The following is a 15,075-nucleotide window of genomic DNA, read 5'->3' as shown; positions in this document are numbered from 1 at the left end:
CACCCAGTTCTCTGAGGATTTATGGAAATATTAACGCAATTTGTTGATTTGATAAAATTTCTAATTGATTTTATTTTGCATATTGATGCGCATTTAGCAGAGCTTGTCGCACAATATGGTACATGGGTCTATGCCATTTTGTTTCTGATTGTTTTTTGTGAAACGGGGCTGGTGGTAACACCATTTTTACCTGGTGATTCATTGCTGTTTGTTGCTGGTGCTTTAGCTTCTTTAGATACCAATGATGTGAATGTCCATATTATTGTTTTACTGTTGCTTTGTGCCGCGATTTTAGGTGATGCAGTGAATTATTCTATAGGGCGACTTTTTGGCGAAAAGCTATTTAGTAAGCCTAATTCACGTATTTTCCGTCGTGAATATCTGGATAAAACCCATGCTTTTTATGAAAAACATGGTGGTAAAGCGATTATTTTGGCAAGATTTGTGCCGATTATCCGAACTTTTGCGCCATTCGTTGCAGGAATGGGAAAAATGTCATATCGTCATTTTGCCTTTTATAATGTTACTGGGGCAATTGCATGGGTACTGCTATTTACTTATGCGGGATACTTTTTTGGTGACTTAGATATAGTTCAAAAGAACTTAAAATTGCTAATTGTTGCCATTATTGTTATTTCTATTTTACCGGGCGTCATTGAGATCATACGCCATCGCAGAGCGAGCGCAAAAGCGAAGAAAGAAAATGATAGCAAAGAGGTTTGAGCAGTTATCATTAGTTTTTGCCGTAGAATAGCCATAATAAAGAGATGCGCTGAAATTCAGTAAGCGGTATCATCATAAACTTTGCTAACCACACAGCCAGTGCATTGTGGTTGATACGCTCACAATAATATTACTGGCGAAGGTCAGATTCAGACGAAAAGGTCCGTTAATGAGCTGGATTGAAAAAATTCTAAATAAAAGCACTATCACAAGTTCACGTAAAGCCAATATCCCAGAAGGGGTTTGGACTAAATGTGATAGCTGTGGACAGGTACTCTATCGCGCAGAATTAGAGCGTAATTTAGAGGTTTGCCCTAAATGTGATCACCATATGCGCATTTCAGCGCGCCGTCGCCTTGAGACTTTCCTTGATACAGGAAGTACCACAGAATTAGGTAGTGAATTAGAACCTAAAGATATTCTGAAATTCCGCGACTCCAAAAAATATAAAGACAGAATTAGTGCTGCTCAAAAGCAAACCCAAGAAAAAGATGCATTAATTGTCATGAAAGGCACTCTGAAAAAGATGCCAGTTGTTGCTGCTTCTTTTGAATTTGCGTTTATGGGCGGTTCAATGGCATCTGTTGTCGGCGCGCGTTTTGTTCGAGCAGTTGAACAAGCACTAGAAGATAATTGCCCTCTGGTTTGCTTCTCTGCAAGTGGCGGTGCGCGTATGCAAGAAGCGCTGATGTCATTAATGCAAATGGCAAAAACCAGTGCCGCATTAGCAAAAATGCAAGAACGTGGTTTGCCTTATATCTCAGTGATGACTGATCCTACAATGGGCGGTGTTTCTGCAAGTTTAGCTATGTTAGGTGATATTAATGTTGCGGAGCCTAAAGCACTGATTGGTTTTGCAGGCCCTCGCGTTATTGAGCAAACTGTACGTGAGAAACTACCAGCAGGTTTCCAACGTAGTGAGTTTCTGTTAGAAAAAGGGGCGATTGATATGATTGTTCGTCGTCCAGAAATGCGTGATGAGCTGGCTGAATTACTGGCTAAGCTGACTCAATATGATTTAGTCGAAGATGAAGATGAAATTATTGGCGAAGAAATGATTGCTGATGAAATCGAATCTGCTGATAACGAGCCAGAAATTAACATCGAAACGAATAAAAAAGAAGATGTCTAATATCATAACTGCTCCTAAAGCCACATCGCCTCTGTCGGTGTGGCTTTCTTATCTTGAACACTTACATTCAAGCGCCATTGATATGGGGTTAGAACGTGTAGGCGAGGTAGGAAAAATATTAAATGTGTTACGCCCTGCACCTAAAGTCATTACTGTTTCAGGTACAAATGGAAAAGGCACAACCTGTCATATGCTAGAGTCAATCTTGATGGCATCAGGATTGAAAGTCGGCGTTTATAGCTCTCCTCATCTTGTTCGCTACACAGAACGTGTACGTATTCAAGGCAAAGAACTTTCCGAAGATGCTTTTTGTGAAGTTTTTGCAGAAATTGAACAAGCTAGAGGCGATATATCGCTCACTTTTTTTGAATATGGCACTCTGGCTGCGCTGAAGTTATTTCAGCAAGCACAGCTTGATGTTGTGATCCTTGAAGTGGGATTAGGGGGGCGATTAGATGCCACGAATATCGTTGATGCTGATATTGCCGCGATCACCAGTATCGCACTTGATCATACAGATTGGTTAGGTGCAGATAGAGAGCATATTGGTCACGAAAAAGCGGGTATTTTTCGCGCTAATCATTATGCGGTAGTCGGTGAGCCTGATATGCCACAATCCATTGCTCAAGTGGCTGATGAAAAACACGCTACGCTCTTTTGCCGAGGTGCTGATTGGTCTTTTGCTATCGATGGCAGTCATTGGCATTGGCAGTGTGCTGATTGTGAATTTGATACGTTGCCAATCCCTAATATTCCGTTAGCTAATGCGGCGACCGCGATGGGTGTTATTCGTTGCTTGCTCAAATCTGATGATAACGTTAGTCAAGCAATCACACATCAAAGTATTATTGAAGGCATGTCTCGTGCACAATTACCGGGGCGTTTTCAGGTAATTTCACAACATCCTCTGGTTATCTTTGATGTGGCCCATAATCCCCATGCGGCAGGATATTTAGCTGAAAAATTATCACAATTACCGCGTAAGTCTGATACCAAAGTGCGTATTGTTGTTGGTATGCTGGGCGATAAAGATATTGCAGGAACATTAGCGTGCTTAATGCCATTGACGGATAGTTGGTATGTAGCTCCACTTAATGAATTTCGTGGCGCTTCAGCGGATGTGCTTGCTCAACATCTTGAAAACCCATCGATATTTGATAGTGTAGAAACAGCATGGAAACAAGCTATGTCCGATGCTAATCCTAATGATATCGTTGTGGTTTGTGGCTCATTTCATACAGTCGCACATGTGATGGAACTATTAGAAAAGGAGAGTGTGGGTGGCGAGTAAATTTCAAAATCGCTTAGTCGGAGCCGTGGTATTAGTGGCTGTAGGGGTTATTTTTTTACCTGCGTTGCTTGACGGCGATAAGAAATATAACGAAGACCAATTTGCCGCTATTCCTTTAGTACCAAAGCCGGGCGATGAACAAGAAATTGAATCTATCGCGCCAATAGAGCAAACAACAACGCCTTCAACACCATCAGAAGGTGCTTCTGAAGCAATGCTTTCTGAAGCAGTCACTGGTGTTGAACAATCTACGGCAACACCACCACAACCGCCAACCGTTGTTCCTGTTACGCCACCAGTACAGCCAACACCTGCACCACCAGTGGTCACGCCACCTGTACAACCACCTGCACCACCAGTGCAAGAAACTAAACCACCAAAAGGTGAAGCTTGGGTTGTTCAATTAGGTGCATTAAAAAATGCGGCGAAGGTAGAAGAAATTATTGCGAAAATGCATTTCTCAGGTTACCCGGTATATACCGTACCTGCGCGTCCTGTTGCTGGTCAAATGACTCGAATTTACATCGGGCCAAGTGCATCTAAGTCAGAGTTACAGGCTATTTTGCCCCATTTAAAAGAGCTTACTGGCTTACAAGGTGAGGTAAGGGCATATAAGCCTTAATTTTTCTAAACGAGTCATCAGATGAGTGATGTAACAAAGCGTTAACTTATTGCGGCGATTATGATTTTTCATATCGCCGTAAATTATTTTGAAATTAGCGAAAATTAGCATTACGCAAACGTTTTCGTTTTCTGTTAGAATGCTTCCGTATTAATGCGGAGCATCATTATTGGATAAAGAATTTATGGTCTGGATAGATTACGCCATCATTGCCATTATTGGTTTTTCCGCATTAGTCAGCCTGATCCGTGGCTTTGTTCGTGAAGCATTGTCACTCATCACCTGGGGTTGTGGTTTCTTTGTTGCTAGTCAGTTTTATCCTTATCTTGCCGTCTATTTTACCCGGTTTGAAGATGAGCTGGTTCGTAACGGGATTGCAATAGTCACCTTGTTTATTGCGACACTGATTGTTGGTGCTGTTGTGAACTATGTGATTAGCTCTCTTGTTCAACGCACAGGGTTATCAGGTACAGATCGAGTTTTGGGGGTCTGTTTCGGGGCATTAAGAGGCGTGCTGATCGTGTCAGCATTATTGTTTGTTTTAGGGGCATTTACGCCTATGGCAGATAGCGCTGATTGGCAACGTTCTGAACTTATTCCTCAATTCAACCATATTATTAGGTGGTTCTTTGACTACCTGCAAAATGCGTCAAGTTTCGTGTCGGAGAGAATATAACCTCTCCGTCTGGCTGATGAGGATCTATTCATGTGCGGTATTGTCGGTATCGCTGGAGCGAATCCAGTAAACCAATCAATTTATGATGCGTTAACGGTGTTACAACACCGAGGTCAAGATGCAGCTGGCATTGCAACAATAGACGGTAACAATGGTTTCCGTCTTCGCAAAGCTAACGGACTGGTTAAAGATGTGTTTGAAACCCGTCATATGCTACGTTTAAAAGGTACTATCGGGATAGGGCATGTCCGTTATCCAACAGCGGGTAGTTCTAGTGCATCAGAAGCGCAGCCTTTTTATGTGAATTCACCTTTTGGTATTACGTTGGCACATAATGGTAATTTAACCAATGCGCATTTATTACGTCGCCAATTATTTGAAACAGCGCGTCGCCATATCAATACCACTTCTGATTCTGAAATCTTGCTTAATGTATTGGCATATGAATTAGACCGTTTTGACCATTTCCCTCTAGAGCCTGATAATATTTTTGCTGCAGTCGCCGCAATGCATAAAAAGTTACGTGGTGCTTATGCTTGCGTTGCGTTGATTATCGGTCATGGTTTATTAGCTTTCCGTGATCCCTTTGGTATTCGTCCTTTAGTGCTCGGTAAACGTACATTAGAAGATGGTCGTCATGAATATATGGTCGCATCTGAAAGCGTTGCATTAGATACTTTAGGTTTTGAATTCTTGCGTGATGTTGCACCTGGTGAAGCGGTTTATATCACAGAACAAGGACAACTCTTTACCCGCCAATGTGCTGAAAATCCACAATTAATGCCTTGTCTGTTTGAGTATGTTTATTTTGCTCGCCCAGATTCCTTTATTGATAAAATTTCTGTTTACAACGCACGTTTGCGTATGGGGCAAAAATTAGGCGCTAAAATTGCGAAAGAGTGGGAAGATTTACAGATTGATGTCGTCATTCCTATTCCTGAAACTTCTTGTGATATCGCATTAGAGATCGCTCATATTCTTAATAAGCCGTATCGCCAAGGCTTTGTAAAAAATCGCTATGTGGGGCGTACTTTTATTATGCCCGGCCAACAAGAACGTCGTAAATCAGTAAGACGTAAATTGAATGCAAATCGTGCAGAGTTTCGTGATAAAAATGTTTTATTGATTGATGACTCTATTGTTCGTGGCACAACGTCAGAGCAAATCGTCGAGTTAGCAAGAGAAGCAGGGGCGAAGAAAGTCTATTTTGCTTCAGCAGCACCAGAAGTTCGCTTCCCTAATGTGTATGGTATTGATATGCCAAATGCTAATGAGCTTATAGCCCATGGACGTGAAGTGGATGAAATTCGTAAATTAATTGGTGCTGATGGTCTTATCTTCCAAGATCTCTCTGATTTAATTGCCGCCGTACAAGAAGAAAATCCTGATATTAGTCAGTTTGAATGTTCTGTTTTTGATGGTGTTTATATAACGAAAGATATCGACCAAGATTATCTAGATTATTTAGAAAATCTTCGTCGTGATGATGAGCATAAAATTCGTGATCAAAATGAAATAGAAAACTTGGAAATCTATAACGAAGGTTAGTTTTTCGGTAATATAATGCCCTTATAAAGCGTCGATGCTAGTGTGTTCTGCATCGGCGCTTGTTTTTTGAGAGTTAATCATCATAATGATTTATGTTGATATATATTCTGAGGATTATAATGAAAAAGCTGATAGTTGGGCTAAGCGGTGCCAGTGGTGCAATTTACGGTATACGTTTATTAGAAATTCTGAAATCTGTACCGTCAGTTGAAACCCATTTAGTGATTAGCCAAGCTGCTCGCCGTACTATTTCATTAGAAACTGATTATTCGTTAAAAGATATCCATGCTTTAGCAGATGTGATTTATGACGATCGCGATATTGGTGCGTCAATTTCTTCAGGATCGTTTCGTGTCAATGGGATGGTGATTTTACCTTGCTCAATTAAAAGTTTATCTGGCATTGTTCATAGTTATACCGATACTTTAGTCACTCGTGCTGCAGATGTTGTGCTGAAAGAAGGGCGTAAATTGGTGCTATGTGTACGTGAAACGCCTTTGCATTTAGGCCATTTGCGCTTAATGACACAAGCGTCCGAATTAGGTGCAGTGATTATGCCACCAGTTCCAGCTTTCTATTTTCAGCCTAAAACCATTGATGATATTGTCAATCAAACGGTTAACCGTGTACTCGATCAGTTTGAGATTGATTTGCCTGATGATTTATTTCAAAGATGGGAAGGGGATAAGCCAGCTCGCTAAGTATATTCGCCATACTTATTACTCGTCATACTTCAAGTTGTAGCGTTGTTGACTGTACTCACTCACTTGTCGCCTAGCTACACCTCGAATTATTTAGAGTATTTACTCGTCATATTTTAAGGTGCAGCGTTGTCGACTAGCTACACCTCGAATTATTTAAAGTATCTATTCAATAGAGTATTTATTCTGAATCATTGAGAATAGAAAAGAGATTATTTTCCAGTGGTAATAATATCTTTTAATGCCTCTTCTAATTGTGGGTAACGAAACTCAAAGCCCGCATTAAGTAATTTTTCAGGGATAGCTTGTTGCCCACCTAATACTAATGTGGCGCTTTCTCCCATTACTAAACGTAATACACTTTCAGGAACTGTCATTAAGGCAGGGCGATTAAACGCTTTTCCTAATAGACGAGTAAATTCTTTATTTTGTACAGGATTAGGCGCTGTTAAGTTAAAGGCACCCTTAGCATCTTGAGTCTTAAGCAAGAAAATAATCGCGCTGACCATGTCATCAATATGGATCGATGGCATATACTGTTTTCCGCTTCCTAATTTGCCACCTAATCCTAATTTAAAGGGTTTACTCATTTTAGGTAGAGCACCACCTAGTGTTGAAAGCACAATTCCTGTACGTAATAAACAAACACGTGTTAATGGTGTTTGTGCTTCAAGAGCAATACTTTCCCACTTAGCACAGAGCTCATGTGTAAACTCAGGATTTGCTGGTGTTTGTTCAGTAACTTGCAAATCACCTTGGTCACCATAAAAGCCAACCGCAGAGCCAGAAATGAAAACAGAAGGAGGAGAGTCGCTGGCTTTAATTAACTCAACCAATTTTTGAGTTAAATCACAACGACTGTTAATGAGTTTTTGCTTTTGAGCTGGTGTCCAACGGTTATCGGCAATGGGTTCTCCAGCAAGATTAATGACCGCATCAAACTCATTAAGATTTTGTTTATCACTGAGTTGAGTCCAACAGGTGATTTCATTACAAAAATGCGAATAGACTTTTTGAGGTGAGCGAGAAAGCACTGTAATATCATTATTAGACAGTGCAAGTTCACACACTAATGCTTTACCAATTAATCCTGTACCACCTGTGATAAGTATTTTCATCACCATCCTCCTGATCATCTTGCCTAATAAAGAATAAATATCATCCTGACACTATGAATTGCTTTTATTCACCAAAGAGCTTTTTAGCTGCTGGGCGCTGGTTTATCTTATTTAGCCATTTTTCTATCGCAGGGTAATTAGCCAAATCAATATTGTGGTGAGCGTGAAGACGGGCCCATGTATATGTGGCAATATCCGCAATGCTGTATTCTTGTCCACCAAGGTAAGGTGATTGCGCTAACCTTTTTTCCAACACGCTATATAGACGCTGTGTTTCTTCAGTATAACGTTTAATTGCATAAGGTACTTTTTCTGTGGCATAGCGAGTGAAATGATGATTCTGTCCTAACATGGGGCCAAAACCTCCCACTTGCCAAAACAGCCATTGCAGTTGTGTTGTTTTTTCACGTAAATTTTGGCTAATTAATTTGCTACTTTTTTCAGCTAGATAGATAAGAATAGCACCAGACTCAAAAATAGAGAGTGGTTCGCCCCCATCTGCGGGTGAATTATCGACGATGGCAGGAATTTTGTTGTTAGGGGAAATTGCTAAAAACTCAGGCTTAAATTGATCGCCTTTACTGATGTCAATGCGATGTAATTGATAAGATAGGCCTGCTTCTTCAAGAAAAAGTGTTATTTTCTGACCATTTGGGGTATCTGCATAATATAAATCAATCATTGAAAGCTCCAAAGTAAAGTAGGCACGAAATGTTTAGTATAACCACAGTCTGCCTTCTAACATCATAAAAAGCAAAAAAGCGCAAGATAGATAAGACAAGTCTCGTATGATTATTGTAGTGGTGAAAAATAGTGATTTTGGTATATTCAGGATAAAAATTACGATCGTTTAGTATCGGTTAAAAAAGGTTTGTTGAGGATGGAACAAGAAAAGACGGCATTGGTTGAGTGGGTTGATATTGTTGATGATAAAAATGAAGTCGTTGCACAAGCAACACGTCAACAAATGCGAGCTGAAAACCTACGACATAGAGCAACGTATATTGTTGTTCATGATGGGATGGGCAAAATTTTGGCGCAACGTAGAACAGAAACAAAAGATTTTTATCCTGGCTGGTTAGATGCCACAGCAGGTGGTGTTGTCCAACAAGGTGAAAATTTACTGGAAAGTGCGCGCCGTGAAGCAGAAGAAGAACTCGGCATTGCGGGGGTTCCTTTCGCTGAACACGGACAATTTTATTATGATGATAAAAGCTGTCGTGTCTGGGGAAGTCTATTTAGTTGTGTTTCTCATGGGCCTTTTGCTCTGCAAGCAGAAGAAATCGAGGAAGTGTGCTGGTTAACTCCCTCTGAAATCACAGAGCGTTGTGATGAATTTACGCCGGATTCACTAAAAGCGCTTTCTCTTTGGCTAACACGTAATAATAGTACACGCTTAGAAACTCGAGAAACCGTCGATTAAGGGGTACTTTGCCCTATTTCAAAGCGATAAGCATAGTTGATAACGGTATCTTCGAATATAGCGTTATCATCTTCGTCTTTTAAGCGTTGTAAAAGGGCGATAAGGTGTTTTCCTGCCTCTTTTCCCATTTTGTGATAATCAAAGCGAATTGACGTGAGAGATGGGGATATCTGATCACTATTATCAGAGCCTTCCAAACAGGCAATGGCCAGATCTTGAGGGATCTTAATTAATCGTCTTTGACACTCAAAAATCATTCCTAATGCAATGCTCTCATGACTACAAATAACGGCATCTAATTCAGGTTGACGCAATAAAATCTCTGTTAAAGCCTGTCTACCATAAGCCATAGAAGCAGGATCGGGGGTTGTAACGCTTTGTTCGGCATTTAAATAATATTTGAGTAGGGCTCGTGACCAACCTGTAATTTGCTGATGGTGTAAACGCTGTCCTTGTAAAGCGCCAATATAGCCAATGCAACGTCTTCCTTGAGTGACTAAATGACTAGTTAAATCATATGCAGCTTGTTCATAAGAGCAATCAATACTAATGGCAGCCTGCTCATCGGATTGACTTGCAACACTGACAACAGGCACGTTGGCATTACTAATATTTAAAAAATGAGTGGGACTGAGTTGTGAGCCAAAGACAACTAATGCGGCAGGATTGCTTTGTAATAGCATATTAATCACATCACTGGCTTTATGCGGTTGATGCTCATAACAACCAACGAGAATTTGATATTGATGGCGATTTAATATTTGCTGTAAAGATTGCATAAAATCAGCACTGGCTTTATCTGTAAAAGAGGGTAACAGTACTGCAATAATATGACTTTGAGCCGAAGCTAACGCACCTGCCGAGGCATTAGGAATATAACCAAGTTCTTCTACGGCTTGATTAACTTTCTCTCTTAATTTATCAGAGACCAACTCAGGGGTTCGTAATGCACGCGAAACAGTCATTGAACCGACTCCAGCGTGTTTAGCGACATCTTGTAATGTGACGCGACCTGTATTTCGGCGCTTACGTGTTTTGATCATGTGTGATTATGCTTGCTTAGCCTATTTTATTAACCGCAGATCCTACCTGAAATCTTTCCATTATGCTGAAACAATACAGTGTCAATTGTTGGCATTTTCTGCAATTAACATTTTATTAAAATGATAGCGCTATCACAATTACGAATGATCTATCTAGATAGCGCTACCATTAATGATTACTATCCTTAATAACAAAGCTCAAAGAGAGTCTTATTGAGGTTACAAAGATGCTTAAAACATTATTAACACCTGATGTGGTGCAAGTAGTTCCAAGCGTTAGTGATTGGCGAGAAGCCGTTAAAGTGGCGTGTCAGCCATTAGTTGATAAAGGGTGTGTTGAACCTCGTTACATCGATGCTATTTATAAATCACATGAAAAAATAGGGCCGTATTATGTTTTGGGCCCTGGTATTGCGATGCCTCATGCTCGTCCTGAAGATGGTGTTAATCAACTTTCTCTTGCATTAACGATTGTTGAGCAAGGTGTGGAATTTGGTGCTGATGAAAACGATCCGGTGAAATTACTGATTGTTTTAGCTGCAACAGATAACGATAGCCATATTAATGCCATTATGAAATTAGCCGAACTTTTTGATAACGATAAAGATATTCAAACGTTATTTAATGCGAAAAGCAAAGCGGATGTATTAGCAGTTATCAACAACTATTAATGACAATTTAAAATTACCAAGGGGAATACCATGAAAATTACAGTTGTGTGTGGAAATGGTTTAGGCAGTAGCTTAATGATGGAAATGAGTATCAAAAGTATTTTAAAAGATCTCGCTGTCAATGCAGAAGTGGATCACGTTGATTTGGGTTCAGCAAAAGGTACGCCAAGTGATATCTATGTTGGAACTCGTGATATTGCTGAGCAACTTAGTGCTCAAGCTGTAAATGGAAGAGTCGTTTCACTGGATAATATGATTGATAAAGTCGCGATGAAAGAAAAGCTTTCTGTCGCATTACGTGAATTAGGCGCGTTATAAGGAGCCTATCATGGACTTTTTCCGCTTTCTAATGAGTGATGTGCTTTCAGAGCCTTCTATTTTAGTGGGTTTGATCGCATTGATTGGCTTAATCGCCCAGAAAAAACCAGTTACAGAATGTATTAAAGGCACGGTAAAAACCATTATGGGTTTTGTGATTTTAGGTGCTGGTGCAGGTCTTGTCATTAACTCACTGGGTGATTTCTCAACGATTTTCCAACATGCATTTGGTATTCAAGGTGTTGTGCCTAATAACGAGGCAATTGTCTCTATTGCACAAAAAAGCTTTGGTAAAGAAATGGCTCTGATTATGTTCTTTGCCATGTTGATTAATATCTTAATTGCTCGTTTAACGCCGTGGAAATTTATTTTCTTAACGGGTCACCATACATTATTTATGTCAATGATGGTGGCAGTTATTCTGGCAACAGCAGGCTTAGAAGGCGCTGTATTAGTTGCGGTAGGTTCATTCGTTGTTGGGGTTTCAATGGTGTTTTTCCCAGCCATTGCACACCCTTATATGAAAAAAATTACCGGTTCTGATGACGTTGCATTAGGGCATTTCTCAACTATCTCTTATGTCGTTGCCGGTTTTATCGGAAGTAAATTTGGTAATAAAGAGCATTCAACTGAAGAGATGAATGTGCCTAAAAGTTTACTCTTTTTACGTGATACACCCGTTGCCATTGCTTTCACCATGGGCATTATCTTTATCATTACCTGTTTATTTGCGGGCGATACATTTGTTCGTGAAGTCAGTGGTGGTAAAAACTGGTTTATGTTCTCATTAATGCAATCCATTACCTTTGCCGCAGGTGTTTATATTATCCTGCAAGGTGTGCGTATGGTTATTGCTGAGATTGTTCCTGCCTTTAAAGGTATTTCAGATAAGTTAGTGCCTAATGCAAAACCTGCTTTAGACTGCCCAGTTGTATTCCCTTATGCACCCAATGCAGTATTAGTAGGTTTTTTAAGTAGCTTTGCAGCGGGTGTTATCGGTATGTTCATTCTGTATGCTTTAGATTGGACAGTAATAATTCCTGGTGTGGTTCCTCACTTCTTTGTGGGTGCAACAGCAGGGGTATTTGGTAATGCGACCGGTGGGCGTCGTGGTGCGATTTTAGGCGCATTCGTTCAAGGTTTATTAATCACATTCTTACCTGTGTTCCTATTACCAGTACTTGGTGATATCGGTATTGCTAACACTACATTTAGTGATGCAGACTTCGGTGTTATCGGTATTCTGTTAGGTATTATTGTTCGTTGATTGTTTTAAGAATTAAGATACATAAACGCCTCATTGAGATTAATTCACTGAGGCGTTTTTTTATATGAATTTATATGTTTATTTTATGAATAACAATGCTATTATCCTGAGTGAATATTCACGATGTGTATATTTTCGTACCTAATTAATTATAAAAATAGGTTTAACATCACAATCACTAAGGAAAAAGAAGATGTCTTTTGGTATTCGATATCTTGCGTTGTTACCACTTTTTGTTATCACTGCTTGCCAACAACCTGTTAATCACAACCCACCAGTAACACAAACTGCTCAAGTTCAACCTGCTATCGTGAATAATTCATGGATTGAGATCTCACGAAGTGCGCTTAATTTTAATGTGAAAAAAGTCCAATCACTGTTAGGTGATAAATCCTCACTTTGTGCCGTTTTAAAAGGGGATGCATACGGCCATGATTTATCATTAGTTGCACCTGTTATGATTGAAAATGAGGTGCAATGTATCGGTGTTACTAATAATCAAGAATTCAAAACAGTACGTGATCTTGGGTTTCAAGGTCGTTTAATGCGTGTGCGTAATGCGACAGAGCAAGAAATGGCTCAGGCGACAAGCTATAACGTAGAAGAATTAATTGGTAACTTAGATATGGCTAAGAGATTAGATGCCATTGCTAAACAGCAAAATAAAGTGATCCCTATTCATTTAGCCTTAAATTCAGGTGGAATGTCTCGTAATGGATTAGAAGTGAATAACAATGCGGGGCTTGAAGAGGCGAAGCAAATTGCTCAATTAGCTAACCTTAAAGTGGTTGGTATTATGTCTCATTATCCTGAAGAAGATGCTGATAAAGTAAGAGAAGATCTTGCTCGTTTTAAACAGCAATCCCAAAAAGTATTGGATGTTACTGGGCTAAATCGTAAAGATGTCACTCTGCATATGGCAAATACGTTTGCCACAATTACCGTACCTGAATCATGGCTAGATATGGTACGTGTAGGCGGAATTTTCTATGGCGATACCATCGCAAGTACAGATTACAAACGCGTAATGACGTTTAAATCGAATATTGCTTCAATCAATTATTATCCTAAAGGTAATACTGTTGGTTATGACCGTACTTACACACTAAAACGTGACTCGGTATTAGCTAATATTCCTGTTGGTTATGCAGATGGCTATCGTCGGGTTTTTAGTAATGCAGGACATGCATTAATTGGTGGCCAACGTGTACCTGTTTTAGGCAAAACGTCAATGAATACGGTGATTGTTGATATTACAGATCTTAAAAATATCAACTCAGGGGATGAAGTTGTATTCTTTGGTAAGCAAGGCAATAGCGAAATTACAGCGGAAGAAGTTGAAGATATTAGTGGCGCACTGTTTACAGAAATGTCGATTTTATGGGGTGCGACCAATCAACGGGTATTAGTGGATTAAAGTAGGGTGCTTGTAACCACAAAACGCAACAACCTGTTATGAGAAATTGTGGGGGAAAATTCCCCCACAAAGCTATTTATCGCAAGATAAAGTCGCTTGAACTACTGTATGACCACTACGAATATTGAAAGAGCATAATCTTTCATGCCTAAGTAATGATAAACACAGTACTGTCACACAGACAGCAATCAGCCCCATCAGGGCAAATTTAGCCATTTCTCTTGACACTCCTTTATAAAGGAGACAGAATCAAGTTGTTGAGGTCTTGAGACTGCCTCGAATTTTAATAAAATAGAATTCGGGGCTTTCGTCTTTTTGGCGCTCGCAAATGCTTGAACCAAAATGATCCAAGCACCCACCAGCATACTAACAGAAACGCATCTCATTCCTATCTTTTTTGAATAAAAATAGTATGAATATATTAGTTAAAACAATGCATTAGTTGATTTTGTTATTGTGAAAACAAAAGTAAAAGAGAGGGAGCGAGGTGTGGATTACTCATTTGTATATTGTAAGTCATTAAAGTAGGGTGCTTGTGATCACCAATCTCAACAACTTTTGAGAGAAATTGTGGGGGAAAATTCCCCCACAAAGCTATTTATCGCAAGATAAAGTCGCTTGAACTACTGTATGACCACTACGAATATTGAAAGAGCATAATCTTTCATGCCTAAGTAATGATAAACACAGTACTGTCACACAGACAGCAATCAGCCCCATCAGGGCAAATTTAGCCATTTCTCTTGACACTCCTTTATAAAGGAGACAGAATCAAGTTGTTGAGGTCTTGAGACTGCCTCGAATTTTAATAAAATAGAATTCGGGGCTTTCGTCTTTTTGGCGCTCGCAAATGCTTGAACCAAAATGATCCAAGCACCCACCAGCATACTAACAGAAACGCATCTCATTCCTATCTTTTTTTGAATAAAATGGGTTCATATAAATAATTAAAATCAATGTGTTAGTTGTTTTTATAATGGTGGTTATATGTAGTATTATCTCTTGATTGACCTTGTCAAAAAAGACCGCAGTCAAGTTGTTGAGCGTTGAGGTAGCTTCTCATTTTAATCAATGAAAAGATTGACAGAATAAAAAAACGCCAGATGAAATCAATCATCTGGCGTT

Annotated in this window: 17 protein-coding genes; 12 read left to right on the top strand and 5 right to left on the bottom strand. The window is 39.7% G+C overall.

Annotation, left to right across the window (positions count from 1 at the left end; genetic code table 11):
- The first annotated feature begins 21 nt into the window (after positions 1-21).
- From ABN256_RS04445 to ABN256_RS04415, 7 genes are all read left to right on the top strand, one after another.
- Positions 22-723 (top strand): DedA family protein, encoded by a 702-nt coding sequence (locus tag ABN256_RS04445; RefSeq protein ID WP_072068633.1) that lies wholly within the window; start codon positions 22-24, stop codon positions 721-723.
- Between the two features lie 169 nt (positions 724-892).
- On the top strand, positions 893-1,855 hold the full coding sequence (gene accD / locus ABN256_RS04440; protein ID WP_196553772.1) for an acetyl-CoA carboxylase, carboxyltransferase subunit beta: 963 nt from the start codon (positions 893-895) through the stop codon (positions 1,853-1,855).
- Positions 1,848-3,146, top strand: a complete 1,299-nt coding sequence (gene folC / locus ABN256_RS04435; RefSeq protein WP_349439181.1) for a bifunctional tetrahydrofolate synthase/dihydrofolate synthase — start codon at positions 1,848-1,850, stop codon at positions 3,144-3,146. The genes accD and folC overlap by 8 nt, the downstream gene beginning before the upstream one ends.
- Positions 3,136-3,768: a cell division protein DedD gene (gene dedD / locus ABN256_RS04430; protein WP_197269015.1), complete on the top strand. Its 633-nt coding sequence runs from the start codon at positions 3,136-3,138 to the stop codon at positions 3,766-3,768. The genes folC and dedD overlap by 11 nt, the downstream gene beginning before the upstream one ends.
- A gap of 184 nt (positions 3,769-3,952) precedes the next feature.
- Complete coding sequence (cvpA, locus tag ABN256_RS04425; protein ID WP_023581692.1) at positions 3,953-4,444, top strand: colicin V production protein; 492 nt, start codon at positions 3,953-3,955, stop codon at positions 4,442-4,444.
- Between the two features lie 30 nt (positions 4,445-4,474).
- The gene (purF, locus tag ABN256_RS04420; RefSeq protein WP_072068629.1) at positions 4,475-5,992 is read left to right on the top strand and encodes an amidophosphoribosyltransferase; all 1,518 of its coding nucleotides are present in this window, start codon (positions 4,475-4,477) and stop codon (positions 5,990-5,992) included.
- Between the two features lie 119 nt (positions 5,993-6,111).
- On the top strand, positions 6,112-6,693 hold the full coding sequence (locus tag ABN256_RS04415) for a UbiX family flavin prenyltransferase (protein ID WP_340893420.1): 582 nt from the start codon (positions 6,112-6,114) through the stop codon (positions 6,691-6,693).
- A gap of 212 nt (positions 6,694-6,905) precedes the next feature.
- Here ABN256_RS04415 and ABN256_RS04410 read toward each other — a convergent pair whose 3' ends face one another.
- Positions 6,906-7,811, bottom strand: coding sequence for a TIGR01777 family oxidoreductase (locus ABN256_RS04410; RefSeq protein ID WP_349439179.1), 906 nt, complete (start codon positions 7,809-7,811; stop codon positions 6,906-6,908).
- Between the two features lie 64 nt (positions 7,812-7,875).
- On the bottom strand, positions 7,876-8,493 hold the full coding sequence (locus ABN256_RS04405) for a glutathione binding-like protein (protein WP_196553767.1): 618 nt from the start codon (positions 8,491-8,493) through the stop codon (positions 7,876-7,878).
- Positions 8,494-8,691: 198 nt separating this feature from the next.
- Here ABN256_RS04405 and yfcD point away from each other — a divergent pair, with 198 nt between their 5' ends.
- On the top strand, positions 8,692-9,234 hold the full coding sequence (yfcD, locus tag ABN256_RS04400; RefSeq protein ID WP_072068625.1) for an NUDIX hydrolase YfcD: 543 nt from the start codon (positions 8,692-8,694) through the stop codon (positions 9,232-9,234).
- Here the strand turns inward: yfcD and ABN256_RS04395 are convergent.
- On the bottom strand, positions 9,231-10,277 hold the full coding sequence (locus ABN256_RS04395) for a LacI family DNA-binding transcriptional regulator (RefSeq protein WP_115350033.1): 1,047 nt from the start codon (positions 10,275-10,277) through the stop codon (positions 9,231-9,233). The two genes, yfcD and ABN256_RS04395, sit on opposite strands and share 4 nt — an antisense overlap.
- A gap of 227 nt (positions 10,278-10,504) precedes the next feature.
- Between ABN256_RS04395 and ABN256_RS04390 the strand changes: the two genes are divergently transcribed.
- The 4 genes from ABN256_RS04390 to alr all read left to right on the top strand — a co-directional run bounded on the left by ABN256_RS04390 (position 10,505) and on the right by alr (position 13,950).
- Complete coding sequence (locus ABN256_RS04390; protein WP_072068623.1) at positions 10,505-10,948, top strand: PTS sugar transporter subunit IIA; 444 nt, start codon at positions 10,505-10,507, stop codon at positions 10,946-10,948.
- A 30-nt stretch (positions 10,949-10,978) separates the two neighbouring features.
- Positions 10,979-11,266, top strand: coding sequence for a PTS sugar transporter subunit IIB (locus ABN256_RS04385; RefSeq protein ID WP_072068622.1), 288 nt, complete (start codon positions 10,979-10,981; stop codon positions 11,264-11,266).
- Positions 11,267-11,276: 10 nt separating this feature from the next.
- Complete coding sequence (gene ulaA / locus ABN256_RS04380) at positions 11,277-12,533, top strand: PTS ascorbate transporter subunit IIC (RefSeq protein ID WP_072068621.1); 1,257 nt, start codon at positions 11,277-11,279, stop codon at positions 12,531-12,533.
- Positions 12,534-12,726: 193 nt separating this feature from the next.
- On the top strand, positions 12,727-13,950 hold the full coding sequence (gene alr, locus ABN256_RS04375; protein WP_349439178.1) for an alanine racemase: 1,224 nt from the start codon (positions 12,727-12,729) through the stop codon (positions 13,948-13,950).
- Positions 13,951-14,022: 72 nt separating this feature from the next.
- On the opposite strand, the gene ABN256_RS04370 is transcribed toward alr, so the two are convergent.
- Positions 14,023-14,166 (bottom strand): Hok/Gef family protein, encoded by a 144-nt coding sequence (locus ABN256_RS04370; protein WP_340893416.1) that lies wholly within the window; start codon positions 14,164-14,166, stop codon positions 14,023-14,025.
- Between the two features lie 378 nt (positions 14,167-14,544).
- The gene (locus tag ABN256_RS04365) at positions 14,545-14,688 is read right to left on the bottom strand and encodes a Hok/Gef family protein (RefSeq protein WP_340893416.1); all 144 of its coding nucleotides are present in this window, start codon (positions 14,686-14,688) and stop codon (positions 14,545-14,547) included.
- Positions 14,689-15,075 lie beyond the last annotated feature (387 nt).

The organism is Proteus sp. fly-1008, from assembly GCF_040140305.1.
Classification (GTDB): domain Bacteria; phylum Pseudomonadota; class Gammaproteobacteria; order Enterobacterales; family Enterobacteriaceae; genus Proteus; species Proteus vulgaris_B.
Note: the sequence above shows the minus strand (reverse complement) of the source record. Positions and strands in the feature narration are given on the sequence as shown.

Excerpts from the sequence above, each read along its gene's own strand:
- ABN256_RS04445 (WP_072068633.1), top strand. The coding sequence starts at position 22 with ATGGAAATATTAACGCAATTTGTTGATTTGATAAAATTTCTAATTGAT.
- accD (WP_196553772.1), top strand. The coding sequence starts at position 893 with ATGAGCTGGATTGAAAAAATTCTAAATAAAAGCACTATCACAAGTTCA.
- folC (WP_349439181.1), top strand. The coding sequence starts at position 1,848 with ATGTCTAATATCATAACTGCTCCTAAAGCCACATCGCCTCTGTCGGTG.
- cvpA (WP_023581692.1), top strand. The coding sequence starts at position 3,953 with ATGGTCTGGATAGATTACGCCATCATTGCCATTATTGGTTTTTCCGCA.
- purF (WP_072068629.1), top strand. The coding sequence starts at position 4,475 with ATGTGCGGTATTGTCGGTATCGCTGGAGCGAATCCAGTAAACCAATCA.
- ABN256_RS04415 (WP_340893420.1), top strand. The coding sequence starts at position 6,112 with ATGAAAAAGCTGATAGTTGGGCTAAGCGGTGCCAGTGGTGCAATTTAC.
- ABN256_RS04410 (WP_349439179.1), bottom strand. The coding sequence starts at position 7,811 with ATGAAAATACTTATCACAGGTGGTACAGGATTAATTGGTAAAGCATTA.
- ABN256_RS04405 (WP_196553767.1), bottom strand. The coding sequence starts at position 8,493 with ATGATTGATTTATATTATGCAGATACCCCAAATGGTCAGAAAATAACA.
- yfcD (WP_072068625.1), top strand. The coding sequence starts at position 8,692 with ATGGAACAAGAAAAGACGGCATTGGTTGAGTGGGTTGATATTGTTGAT.
- ABN256_RS04395 (WP_115350033.1), bottom strand. The coding sequence starts at position 10,277 with ATGATCAAAACACGTAAGCGCCGAAATACAGGTCGCGTCACATTACAA.
- ABN256_RS04390 (WP_072068623.1), top strand. The coding sequence starts at position 10,505 with ATGCTTAAAACATTATTAACACCTGATGTGGTGCAAGTAGTTCCAAGC.
- ABN256_RS04385 (WP_072068622.1), top strand. The coding sequence starts at position 10,979 with ATGAAAATTACAGTTGTGTGTGGAAATGGTTTAGGCAGTAGCTTAATG.
- ulaA (WP_072068621.1), top strand. The coding sequence starts at position 11,277 with ATGGACTTTTTCCGCTTTCTAATGAGTGATGTGCTTTCAGAGCCTTCT.
- alr (WP_349439178.1), top strand. The coding sequence starts at position 12,727 with ATGTCTTTTGGTATTCGATATCTTGCGTTGTTACCACTTTTTGTTATC.
- ABN256_RS04370 (WP_340893416.1), bottom strand. The coding sequence starts at position 14,166 with ATGGCTAAATTTGCCCTGATGGGGCTGATTGCTGTCTGTGTGACAGTA.
- ABN256_RS04365 (WP_340893416.1), bottom strand. The coding sequence starts at position 14,688 with ATGGCTAAATTTGCCCTGATGGGGCTGATTGCTGTCTGTGTGACAGTA.